At 48.5% G+C, this 12,412-nt stretch carries 8 protein-coding genes; 1 reads left to right on the top strand and 7 read right to left on the bottom strand.

Going from position 1 to position 12,412, the window contains the following annotated elements; translation table 11 throughout:
- Window positions 1-220: 220 nt before the first annotated feature.
- From BUB30_RS27330 to abc-f, 4 genes are all read right to left on the bottom strand, one after another.
- Complete coding sequence (locus BUB30_RS27330; protein WP_073140927.1) at window positions 221-2,134, bottom strand: 7TM diverse intracellular signaling domain-containing protein; 1,914 nt, start codon at window positions 2,132-2,134, stop codon at window positions 221-223.
- A gap of 671 nt (window positions 2,135-2,805) precedes the next feature.
- Window positions 2,806-4,200 carry a glucoamylase family protein gene (locus BUB30_RS27325; RefSeq protein WP_073140925.1) on the bottom strand — a complete coding sequence of 465 codons (1,395 nt, stop codon included), beginning with the start codon at window positions 4,198-4,200 and terminating at the stop codon, window positions 2,806-2,808.
- Window positions 4,201-4,510: 310 nt separating this feature from the next.
- Window positions 4,511-5,323: a glucosaminidase domain-containing protein gene (locus tag BUB30_RS27320; RefSeq protein WP_073140924.1), complete on the bottom strand. Its 813-nt coding sequence runs from the start codon at window positions 5,321-5,323 to the stop codon at window positions 4,511-4,513.
- A 107-nt stretch (window positions 5,324-5,430) separates the two neighbouring features.
- Complete coding sequence (gene abc-f, locus BUB30_RS27315) at window positions 5,431-7,020, bottom strand: ribosomal protection-like ABC-F family protein (protein WP_073140922.1); 1,590 nt, start codon at window positions 7,018-7,020, stop codon at window positions 5,431-5,433.
- A 499-nt stretch (window positions 7,021-7,519) separates the two neighbouring features.
- Between abc-f and BUB30_RS27305 the strand changes: the two genes are divergently transcribed.
- On the top strand, window positions 7,520-9,832 hold the full coding sequence (locus tag BUB30_RS27305) for a T9SS type A sorting domain-containing protein (protein ID WP_073140918.1): 2,313 nt from the start codon (window positions 7,520-7,522) through the stop codon (window positions 9,830-9,832).
- Between the two features lie 111 nt (window positions 9,833-9,943).
- Here BUB30_RS27305 and BUB30_RS27300 read toward each other — a convergent pair whose 3' ends face one another.
- The 3 genes from BUB30_RS27300 to BUB30_RS27290 are packed head-to-tail and all read right to left on the bottom strand — an operon-like array spanning window position 9,944 to window position 12,328.
- A complete protein-coding gene (locus BUB30_RS27300; RefSeq protein WP_073140916.1) occupies window positions 9,944-10,681 on the bottom strand; it encodes an SLOG domain-containing protein in 738 nt (245 codons plus the stop codon).
- Window positions 10,682-10,684: 3 nt separating this feature from the next.
- Entirely contained in the window at window positions 10,685-11,914 is a 1,230-nt protein-coding gene (locus BUB30_RS27295; protein ID WP_073140914.1) for a toll/interleukin-1 receptor domain-containing protein, read from the bottom strand.
- Window positions 11,915-11,920: 6 nt separating this feature from the next.
- Entirely contained in the window at window positions 11,921-12,328 is a 408-nt protein-coding gene (locus BUB30_RS27290) for a hypothetical protein (protein ID WP_073141269.1), read from the bottom strand.
- Window positions 12,329-12,412 lie beyond the last annotated feature (84 nt).

Here is a 12,412-nt window from a genome sequence, read left to right as displayed (position 1 = left end):
GAATTATTTCAAACTTTTGCGCACAAATGCACCGGGTACGCGTGTGTTTTTGTGTGTCTGATTTTCCAGGAAAAAAACATTGTTTTCAAGCCTTTTCAACCGTTATCTATGACATTGAAAGGAGTTCTTTACCAGAAAAAAAACATGCGTGCGGGATCGATTTCTGGGATGGGCAATCCGGGTCAGTTCTGGAGAGATTTGGATTGAAGAGATATTCGGGCTAACGGGCATCCACCGGCTTGCCGGAGTGCTCCCGCTGGGGTCGTTTGGCGTGTGTGTCCAGGATCAGGATCACATCCTCCCAACGCGACGAATGCGGCTTCCTGCCCGACTTTTCCAGGTCGGCCAGCCGTTCGGCCACCTTGTGCCGGAAAGCCCACAGGGTGTTCACGCGCAGCCCAAGCTGCTCCGCAAGGACTTCCAGGGTATATTCTTTGTGACCGATAACGGTGAGATAGGCAATATAAAAGGCCTTCTCGATCGGGAATTTGATGCTGTGGAAGATGGTGTAGGCCGTGATCGACTCGTTGTAGCCGCAGCGCGTGCAGCGGCGGGCAAACTTCTGGGCCCCATCAAAGTACTTCTCGTTACCACATTTTCGACAGTTGAAGGCCTTTTCCCACTTCAGGTTCTCCAGGAAGCGGTGGCAGGCCAGCGTGTCGGGATACAGCGTTTTGAATTGCTGGTAGTCCATGTTCTTTTCCATCAGCCGCTCGCTCAGCACCTCTTTGATGCTGCTTTTCAGCTTCCAGTTGTCCAGGTCCAGGATGGAGTTGATCTGGTTGATCTCGTGCGATTGCCTTTCCAGCAGAACGTTGGACTCCTCCAATTGGTGGTTCTTCTCGTTCAGCTCCAGGGTGCGCTCCATCACCTTTTGTTCCAGCTCGCGGTTCACCTTGTCCTTCAATTGCATGTTCACCTCGTGTTGCTGGATGATGCGCTTCAGGGCGCGGTCGCGCATGTCTTTCAGGATGCGGATCCTGTCGCCCAGGGCGAACGTGAGGAAGAGCATCTCCAGCACAAAGCTAAAGTGCAGGCTGTAGTGCAACGGCGTAGTGAAGGGCAGGACGTTGAAGTAGACCATCGTGCGCACAAAGAATCCCGTGAACAGGATCCCGTAGGCAATAACAAAGAACCGCGCGGGCCGGTAGCCCTGGTTCCAGATGGTGATGCCGGTATAAAAGATCAGCGAAAGCGGAATGATCTCCACATTGCGATAGGTAAGCATTTGGGGAAGAAAGAACAACTCGATCAGGAACCACGCCGACCGCAGCAGGATCATGCCCTTCAAGGCCTTGTCCAACGTGGGCGCGTTGGCTCGCGTGCTTAGGAAGCGGCGTGTAAAGATAAGCCCCCAGACAATAACAGAATAAAGTGTGATGCCGACCGCATAGTCGTTCCACTCCGGGTGGCCCGGCCAGAGGTATTGAAACCCGATGCCGTCATAGCTCATGGCATAGGCGGCCACGCTTAATATGTAGACGATGTAGTAGATGTTCTTGATCTCACGGATGGCGATATACACCAACAAATTGTAAAGGCTGATGATGAGGATCATGCCATAGAAGGTGCCGAACAATAAATACTCGTTCAAGGCATAATTCACAAAGCGATCCACAGAGCGGAAGGCGATGCGGATGTCGGCAAACTCATGCGAGCGTACGTTGAAGTAATAATACATCAATGTGTCGCGCTTGATGTTTAGCAACACTTCGAAATTCTTGTGCGGCAGCAGCCGGTCCGAAAAGGGCTGACTGTCGCCCAGCATCACGTTCTTGTAGGAGCCGTTCTCCTGGGGAATGTAGGCCTCGATCTCGTCGATGGTCTGATCGTAGAATTCCAACAGCCAGACTTTACCCGTAACCGCCCGGTGTTGAATCGGCAACCTGATCCAATACGAAGCGTTGGGTTTAAAGTCCTTATTTTGATAGTTGGGATGCGGGTGAAAGCGATTGGAGAAACTGTTCGAGGAGATCTGCCAGAAAGAAATGGCATTCGTAGTGTCTACATAATATTCCAACTCATAGGGCATGAAGTTGCGCTCGATCAGCGCATCGTTCACTTCGAATATTTTTTGGGCACGCGCGGAACTTAGAATCACGATCGCGCTGAAGAGAAGGGCCCACGGTTTCATAGGGGAAATATACGAATTTAGCGGGAGAAGGGATTAGGAGCCAGAAGCCAGGAGCCAGGAGCTTGGTCTCGGTATTCCAGTAGCAAGTATTCAGTAGCCAGTCCAGTAGCTTACTCTCGGTATTCCGGTTGCCAGTATTCAGTAGCCAGTCCAGTAGCTTACTCTCGGTATTCCGGTAGCCAGTATTCAGTAGCCAGTCCAGTAGCTTACTCTCGGTATTCCAGTAGCCAGTATTCAGTAGCCAGTCCAGTAGCTTACTCTCGGTATTCCAGTAGCCGGTATTCAGTAGCCAGTCCAGTAGCTTACTCACGGTATTCCAGTAGTCAGCATTCAGTAGCCAGTAGCTTATTCTCGGTATTCCAGTAGCGTGTGCCAATCTTTGTAATCAGAGCTCAGGAGTAATTGCACTGCTACCGGTTTTTGTTCGGGTAATCATTTTTGAAGCGAGTCAACTTTTTTGTGAGATTTTGAAGTCTGGTCAGTCGAGTACTAAATTATTTCAAATACACGAGGGCCATAGTCTAGCCTCGAACTGAACTATGGCCCTTGCGTTGAAATACTGAATATTGAATACTAAATGCTGAGTATTAAATATTGGCTACTGGCTACTGAATACTTGCTACTGGAATACCGAGACCAAGCTCCTGGCTTTTGGCTCCTGATTCCTCCCCTCACGGCTGCTCCAGCCATCCTCCCGTAAAGCCTGCTTTCTTCAATCCCTCGCGAATGTATTTGTTCTTCTTCATCGTCGTCCAGATGATCCGCGTGCGCCAGTTCTCCAGTTGGATAAGGATCGGTCCTTGGTCGATGCCGAGGTAGTCTTTGTCGTACCATCCTTGGGTGCCGTCGGCGTAGGTGATGCTCATGTTGTATGCATCTTTGAAACCGTATTTGTCATAGAGTTTCGTGCCGTGGCGTTTTTTCATTTCCACCAGGGTGGGGATGCAGATTTCTGGTGCGAAGGCGAGAGAGCCACCGACCGCTGTGGGGGCGATGGTGCCGTCGTCGCGCAGGTAGAATTGGGATGCTCCGCGGGCGTTGTAGCCTTCGAAGGAAACGTTGGGATTGCTCTTCTTGTCATTGCCGGGACCGTCGCAGGCAGTGAGGCCCCAACTGGTTTTGTCGTAGCCTACATAACCTCCTGGGTTCAGGGCGCAATAGGCACGGTTGGCGTAGGTGGCGCGGCGGGAGTTTTCAAAGTAGTCGATGCCTTTGGTTTTCATGTAGGGATCGGAAATGCCTTTGAAGTCGATGAACATATGAGAATATTGGTGGCCAAACAGCGGGCCGAAGTTCACGAACTCCTGGCCTTGATATTTTGCCCATTGATACGAGTCGGTCCAGGTTTTCCAGCTTGCGGCGGGAATGCTGTGCGTCGGCGAGCCCAACGCTAAAATATAGAGGATCATGGCCTCGTTGTAGCCTTTCCAGTTGGCATCGATGAAGCCATGCTCTGGGTGCCAGCCCATGGACATTACGTCCTTACCGTTCATGGCCCAGTCCCACTCCACACCTAAGTAGAGCGCGTCCGCGATGTCGCGGATTTGTTTTTCGGTGGCGTCGGGGCCGTCAAAATAGGATTGCACGGTGAGAATACCAGCCATGAGCAGGCCGGTGTCGATGGTAGAAAGTTCTACTTGTTGATAGCGCAAGCCGGTCTTCATGTCGAGGAAGTGATAGAAGAATCCTTTATAGCCCGCAACACCCGAAGGCGCTTCGCCCTTGGGAAGGCCTTGCATGAATTTCAGGGTTGTCAACACACGTGCTGCCGCTTGTTCGCGGGTGATGAATTTGCGCTCGACGCCGACAATGTAGGACGTCAGTCCAAAGCCGGTGGCGGCGATGCTGGAAAAGCTTTCCGATGGCCAGCGATCGGGTTGCTGGCCGTTGTCTTTGCCGGCAAGATCCCAGAAGAAATCAAAGGTTTGGCGGGTCAGTGAATCCAGGAATGCCTTGGGCAGCGGCACTTTCGCCGGCGCGGTTGCCGCCTGTTGCGCGAAGGTGCTGTAGAAGAATAGTACGGTGATGGAGCAGGCCAACAAGAGCCGTTGCGACAGTCTTCTCATAAGTAATGAAGTATTAGGTTTTGTGCGGAGGGAAATATCGTAAGAAAAATGAGAAGACAGCGATGTTTTTTATGTGAATGGCGATGAAGTGTCGACGCGTTGCATGCAGAAGCGTGCAAGCCGAAAGCCAGTGGTCACAAAAGGTAATCCCGTTGGGGTTTAATTCGCGAATGCTTCGAAGCCCCGGTCCGAATCCCCATCCCGCCCGACAAGTCGGACTGGGATGGAGTCGGACCGGGGACCATTGTTCGGGAATCCGCCCAGGCGGATTGAATGCTGCACTGCTTCGATGCTATCTTTATCTCACAATTTATTCGCCCTCGATGTATTGCGGGTCGATACGAAAGCGATCGTATTGGGTAAGGTTGTTTTCAAGGATGACTGACTTGAGTTGGCGTGTGTAGGCCGAGCGGCGTTCGGAGAAATATTTCAAGTGTGGCAGAAGCTTGAAGGGATTGTCGGTCCGGAGTCGTGCCTTTCGCAAGCTGCGATAGGCTGTGGAGCGCGCCAGGATCTCAAAGTAATGTTGAATGGATTGCGACATGTCGGGGTACGCGCGCAGATAGATCATCTTGTTTCCCCGCGTGCGGGCCGCGGCGATGCGGGGTTCGCTGGCGTTAAAAGACCAGATGCCAAAGAGATTGCTGGCGCTGAGGAAGAACCTGCTTTGCCCCCACCCGCTTTCCACTGCCGTCTGGGCCAACACAATGCTATTAGGCAAGGTCCGCATGCGGCCGATGAGGTCGTTCACATTCCTGGCTTTGTAGCGGAGTTGCATATCGAGGAAGAACGTGCTGTCGGCGGGCTCCCATTCGACTTTGTCGCGGAGGGTGACCATGCGCTTGCGATCTTCTTCGATGCGGTGTTTGGCTACCAGTATGGACGGCAGCACAGCCGAGATGAACGTTGCTTTGGCCTGGGGTGTGGGTAGGCGGTCAAGGCCGGCGACGTTGGTGTAGAGAATGGGTTTCACCAACTCATCTTTCAACATCACCACCTCATTCAACGACTTCAGGTTCACCACCTCCGTTGCCACCACGGCGCCCCCCCGCGAACGACAACCGGCCAACGCCAGCATCATTGCTACGCTCGCAAAAATCGAAACCTGCAGACGGAAAGCCATAAAACAAAAATAATCAGGAAACACATGAAAACCACCGACGCTAATGACCAGTCATCGGCGTTTCAGGTTAGACGGGCGATGGGCCAGCATTCCAACGCAGCAATAGCTTACCCTACCGCCATTGAGCGCTCTACATTTATCTGTTTCAAAAAATACTCATCATGAGACACCACAAGGAGCGTTCCGTTGTATTCATTGATCGCCGCGGTCAAGATCTCGATGTTCTGAATATCCAGGTTGTTTGTGGGTTCATCCAACACGATCATGTCGGGGGCCTGATGGTTGATCGTTAAACAACAAAGGATCAACCGCATTTTCTCTCCGCCGCTCAATACTTTACAAGGTTTGTCCCAGTACGCTTTTGTAAACAAAAAACGGTTTAGACGGATCTTTACTTCATGCTCCTCCAATGCACCTGAATTGAATTGTTGGGCCTGTTCATAGACACTACGCGTGTTGTCGATCAGCGAATAGTCTTGGTCAATGTAAATGGACTTGACGCCAGCCCGTTCAAGCGTCCCGGATTGCGGCTCGCCTTTGCCTAGAATCATTTTTATGAGCGTTGTCTTCCCCGAACCGTTTGCCCCTTTAACCACGATGCGATCGCCACTCGCGATTTGAAAACTCAAGGCGTTCTTCCAGAGAAGGCGACCATCATACCCAAAATTTATGTCCTTGGCGGTGACCAAGATCTTTCCCCGATGAAGCGCCGAGTCGTCCAGATCCATCTTCATCTTGTCCACACCCGGCAACGCTTTTCTCAGTTGATTCAGCTCCTGCGAAAGACCTTCCACCTTTTCATCGTGAACGTCCTTCATGCGCGCCGTGCTTTTTTCTGCATTGTTTCGAAACGTTTTCATCATGATGGTGGGAAGCCCGGCTTTTTCCTGTTTCTTCTTTCCGCGTGCATCCAGTTTTTGTTGTCGTTCCGTCGCTTCCCGTTCTATTTCTTTTGCTTTCCGGAGTGCCTTTTCCTTGCTCTTCAGGTCTTGTTGCAAAGCCTCTTGCTCGATTCTTTTTTGTTCGGCGTAGAAGTCATAATTTCCACCATAGGCCGTAATCCCTCGCTTGCTGAGTTCAAACACGGTATTCAGAAGATTCAGTAGTGTTCTGTCGTGACTTACCACCATTAACGTATCGGTAGTGGTGGTGATGTAGTCGTAAAGAATGCTTCTACCGAGAGCATCCAGGTGGTTGCTGGGTTCATCCAACAAAACTATTTCAGGACTGTGGATCTGGATACCCGCGAGAAAGACTTTTGTTTTTTGTCCTCCGCTAAGGGTTTCCATTTTTTGAGCGAGATCCAATTCGTCAAGCTTCCAATGGGCAAAGGCTTCCTGGCAACGCTCTTCGATCGCCCAATCGTCGTCGAGGGAAGCCAGGTTTTCATCCGTTGCGTGGCCTTTGAGAATTTCTTTTAAGGCATTCAATTTGTCCTCGACTTGGAGCGCTCGGGCAATGCTATAATCATTAAACTGACCAAAGAGCTGGGGCACGTAGTAGGGCTTTGCGTCCGCTTTTACGTGTCCGGTGGAAGCTGGTAAGGTTCCGGCTAAGATCTTCAGCAGGGTGGATTTTCCCGATCCGTTGTTGCCGATCAATGCAATCTTTTCTTGTTTATTGATGGCGAGATTTAATTCTGTGAACAATAGGTCACGATTGGGAAGGGTATAGGATATACCTTGTGCAATAAGCATAATTTTCTTTCTTTAAAAAGTGAATAACTGTTGGAGCGCTTTTGGGGGCTCCATTTTGTTTTTCTGAAAGAAATTATGGCCTACATGAAGAGATGTGATCTTAAGTACGGGGCAAAAATAAGAAAATTTTAAAAACAATAAACGAGGCTGAATCCTCTTTGTTTTTGTGATCCCAAAATACGCCTTTCTTAACTCCATGAGTTTCAAGGCCATTTTTGAATAGTATTCGAGAATTGATGCATATACCGTTAAGCGAGAGCGTGATGAATTATGATTCTGCAACTTCCCGATCCAAGCTAAATCAATAAATATTTTTCTGCCTCAAGCCAATGGCGCTCAAAAGTTTGCAGTCAAATTAATTTTTATCAGCCTTTGGTCGCTACCCATGGAACTTAAATTGATTTTTTTCAATACATTTGCGGCTGTTATAATATTCGATGTTCCAATTTTTAGCGACAGGTTGCTTTCATCCAAGCACCGATAAATCTCAATAATCTTCATGAAATTTTACTTTACTGTTTTTTGCCTTTTTATTTTTATTTCCGGGCAAGCTCAATTTAAGGAATTCACTTTCAATTGTAACCTATACAATGTCTCGAGTTGCAGTCCCTTTAAGGAAACGACTGATCGATGCATTGATGGGAGCGTGACGACAAGTAATTGGAAGGTCTCACACGGGTCGCCGAGCGTGGTTTTACCCAATGAAACCTGGGGCGTTCTGAAAGCAAAAGATGTAACGAGCGGGGCAACGGTCACAAAAACTGGGGAAGGGCTTTTCACCTCCTATAGTTTTGTAAAGGGAAAGAAGTATGCTATAGATATCTCCGTTTTACGAGCAGATAATAATGATGGAGGTCAGCTTTGGATAAAGGCTGCCAATTCCATTAGCGCAGGAGGCACAACAGCGTGCGAGGAGGGATCGTTACCGTCGGTGGAACAAACGGGGGAAATATTGCCCTTAGCTCGATCCATAGGCCTTACAAGTTCAAAAAGAACGCTCACTGCCCCCGAGTTTCGACCGACTCAGAATTTCAATCAATTGTGGGTCTACGCGGAGGAAATTTTCCCAAACAATTCCTGTGAATATCAAATTGAATACATAACCGTAACGGATCTAGGATGGATTGATGGAACGGGCCCTAAACCACCGACAACCGGAGGCGGTGGTGAATGCCCTGTATTGCTGCCCACCGAGCCGGGGGCTGTGAAATTAACCATACCAACGTCGGGCCAAAGCCTTGCATTTGGCTATGACATGGCTTCGTACGGAGATTATTTGGTCGTTGGTACTTACTATGCCGAAGCCGTGTATGTTTACAAGAAAGAAGGTTGCACTTTCGTCCATAAGGCGACACTTACAGGCGACGCCACGTCCAGATATTTTGGATGGGCTGTCGACATTTACGATGACCATATCATTGTAGGCGCGCCTTCAACTAACAATATCGCAGGGACAGGAGGAAAAGTATTTATTTTTGAAAAGAATGGCGAATCTTGGACGTTACAAGAAAAACTTGCAGGAGTGAGTTCTTTCGGCTATGATGTTGCTATTGATGAATACAATGCCCTCGTGGGCTCCCCCCAGGAGTTCAACAAGTACGGAATGGTTTATTTCTACAAGAAGTTTATTGACGACTGGCTTCTCGAAATTAGGCTTCCGGGTCCGGAGGTTAATTCGTCATTCGGGCAATCTGTCGACATAAAGAAGAATCGAGCCGTTGTCGGAGCGCCGGGTGAAAGCAACAGCGTATTTGTATATGACTGGAAGTCCGTCAGCGGAAGGCTTACTTGGAATTTTTCTCTTGGGTATCAAAGTACAGGATATGATCCTGCCTTCAAAGAGCCGTCCAATGATTTTGGACTCCATTTGGCACTTAACGATGCCGAAAATGAAATTATTATTTCAGGCTTTTTCTTAACCGTTATTCAACTTCGTCAGGACGGAAGTTTCAATTCATATAGGCTTGCTCAAAGAGACGATTCGTCAATGAACCATGAAGTTTCTGTTCATGGCAACTATCTATTGGCTGGTTGTAGGGAATGGGCGACTCTTTATGAAAAAAATACATCCGGGAGTTACGATGTTGTGGAGTATCTTGATAAAGATACGTATGAGGATTGGAGCGGCTATGGATATTCCGTAACTATCTCTGATAATTTCATGGCTGTTGGGGCTCCTGCGTACTACAGTAAATGCGTAAATCCTGGGTCTGCATATGTTTATGACATTTTTGGCTTCCTCCATCGAAATACTGAAAATCTTTGTAACGTCTATTCTACGGGGAAGGAGGATGACATGATGGGAAAATCCATTACCATTGGAGGCGAATCATGCTCAGCTGTATATTACCAAGGAGCCTCGGCTAACTACTATGGAAACATGTATGTCAGCCTAAAGCCTGGGTTTACAGCAAAATCGGGAAGCAATTTCAAAGCCAGTACCCAAGGCTGTCCCTTCGATAATCAATATGTCTATGGAAGAGCAGCCAATGATCCACCTGTACCCACAAAAATAAAAAGCGAGCCAGTCACATCGTCTCCGATTATTTCAAAAGAAAATCCATTTAAAGACTCCTATTTGACGGTCTATCCAAATCCGAGTAAGGGGAATATAACCGCCATGTCTCATTCGGGCGAGATCGAAGACTTGAAAATCTACGACCAGCAGGGCAATGTTATTTATCATATTGAACTAAAGGACCAAACACAGAAATTGCTCAGTATTGATCTTGGAGAAGGCCGAAGCGGCATGTTCATTCTGCAAGCCACGGTCGATGGCAAACAGTATGTTGAAAAGATAATTGTAAGGTAGGATGGTTTAAATATTATTTCCTGCCCGAAGGAGACAATGAAAAACATAAATCCAGCTTTGACGGCGTAGGCTTTCCTGATCCATTGTTGCCGATCAGCGCAATCTATATTGTCAGACATTTTCTAAAATGACTTGTCTTACAATCTCACCTGCCAAAAACGCATAAGGCACATTGAGCAGATAGGCTGCTTCGGAAGACCCCGGTGCCGGCGCGTACTCCTTATCGATCACCGTGATCGGCGAGGGCGACATGCGCGCTCCTGTTTCATCCACGCTTTGCGTTATCTTCTCTGTCGTGCCGCCTGTCGATTTAAATAAAAATATTCTCTGCCCGGGTCTTTCCTTTTTGAAGATCTCAAACTCGTCTAAAACACCCCGAATGCGCACACCGTCGCGGACAACATCCTTGCCCCCAATACAGACCATCGCATGGGGTTTTGGCTCCGTCATCATCCGCTGGCGCATCGCGAGGAGGCTTCTGGGGCAATTGATTCCTGTGTAGGGATTAAATATTTCACCCTCCTCTGCGGGAATCCAGCGTACTTCTGTAAACCCGAGGGTAAATAGGAATTGGGTTTCGCGGGGAATTACATCTCTGTACGCGAGTGATTGGTAGATAATGATAGACGTATAGGGATCGCGGTCGTTCTCAAATTCAGTAGCCACCATGGCGACCAAGGGAGAAATGGAGGGATGACCACCAAATACCAGCGTGCCTCCGGCATGAAAAACTGCCCGGGCCAAAGCGATCACGGCATTCTCAATCTGGACCTGTGACCTTGCATATTGCGCATCATCACCGCTAGGAACGCTCGCAGACATGACGATCGTGAACTTACCCTGCCGCATGCTTTATACTTTGTTGTTTACGATATCGTGCACCATGTCTGCAATCTCAAATTCATGATAATAACGGGTATCGCCTCTTTTCGAGATCCACTCGTTAAGTACCCGGCGTTTGTCTTCGGAGAATTTCGGCCCCAGGATAATACGTTTGTCGTTGGGGTTCAGTTCATAAGATTTAAAATAGTCCATCACCTGTGCAGGTCTGGGGGTCGAAAATATTTTGATCGCCTTCTGCTGCTTTACCTCGATAAAGCCATGGCTATCTACATCGTAGGCAACGCTGCTTAGCGCGAAGGCGGCCTTGATATCGGCAATCATGTTGTATTTCTTCTCCAGCAAGGCCAATGCATGCCGCTCCTTGATGCGTACAATGATTTCCTCCAGTCGATCTTGCCGTAGCTCACCCTTCCCATCCAAAGTAACCAACTCTCGGTACGGATCGTCGATGGATTTTAGCTTCACATTCCTGTCGATGTTAACGGCCATCAGTGCGAGCTTATGTGTTTTTGCAAAGGCGATCTCCATTTCGATCCAAGGCGTGTCATTCAACAAGTAATGTTCTGTTTCCAAAGCCAGAAAGAATGCCTTGTCTGACAGTTCCTGATAAAGCCTGTTTTGAAAATGGATGCCTGGGCCTATACTAAAGCGATCCAGAAATACATCGAACCCCTCTTGGTTGAGCCTGTCGAAAAGTTGCTGCGAAAAAGCAATGGCATCTTTCTTCTTGTAGCTTAGAAAAATCTTGAAATCGTCTTCACTAATGCCCAGTGCTCCCAGGATATCCGGAACTACCTCGCTAATATCGTTTAGCCACCACGCCGCCTGGGGATCCGCAAATGGCGCCTTGAGCTGTTTGAATTTTCGCTTTTGAAATACCGGTATAACTACATCGCTTGGATTGCTTCCAGGCAGTTGCTGAAAGGTATCGGATTGCCCGTCGCACACGCCGATCAGCAATCGTGGGGGTGGACGCCAAGATAGAAGTAACGAGGCCAGTGCGCCAGAATTGGCGGCTGCATTGGGGTCGGAGGTGCCTTGAAGGTATATCTTCGATTCATTGATTTTTGCCACGAGTGCGTCGCGAAGCATGGCGGCCTGTTTCTTCGATTCAGCGTTGTCGACATGGCAAATCGTGATCGTGTCGAAAAAACATTCCGGCGCGACAAATAAAGAAGTTTTCGCAAAACCAACAGGGTCTTTTTGAAGTTCGATGGTCAGTGGGTTTCGGGGGGTCATAATTTTTTATTCACTCCAAAACAAAATATAAGTAGCCAATAGCGTGATCATCAGCAGTCCGCCATGCACGATCCAGACCGTACTGGCAAACAAGCATCTTCTCCAGCTATCTTCAGGCTTTTTGAATTCACTTATGTCCATAGAAAAGTCGATCACGGTATGGTTGACATTCCTGACCTGATTGTAAAGTCCGCGGAATTTCTTTTCCGTGCTCAGATAAAAACCATCCAAAATCCAAAACGGCGGAATAATGACGAAAATGGCGTAGATAAATTTGACATTGGCATTGGCCGCCGCCAACGCAAACAAACTTGCAATGAGCGTGATGGCCCACCCTTTGATGGCAAATGAATTTGTATTCAGGCGCGTGATCACCGCCTGAATGAATTCCAGGTGCTTTATTTTAGCTTCCATGTCCTTGTCAGATAAACCCATACCAATTATTAGAATTAAACATGACTCCTTCATGGAATCATCTAACATTCATTGCCGACAGCG

Source organism: Chryseolinea serpens (assembly GCF_900129725.1).
GTDB classification, from domain to species: Bacteria; Bacteroidota; Bacteroidia; order Cytophagales; family Cyclobacteriaceae; genus Chryseolinea; species Chryseolinea serpens.
The sequence above is the reverse complement of the archived record's forward strand: the minus strand, read 5'-3'. Positions and strand labels throughout refer to the sequence as shown.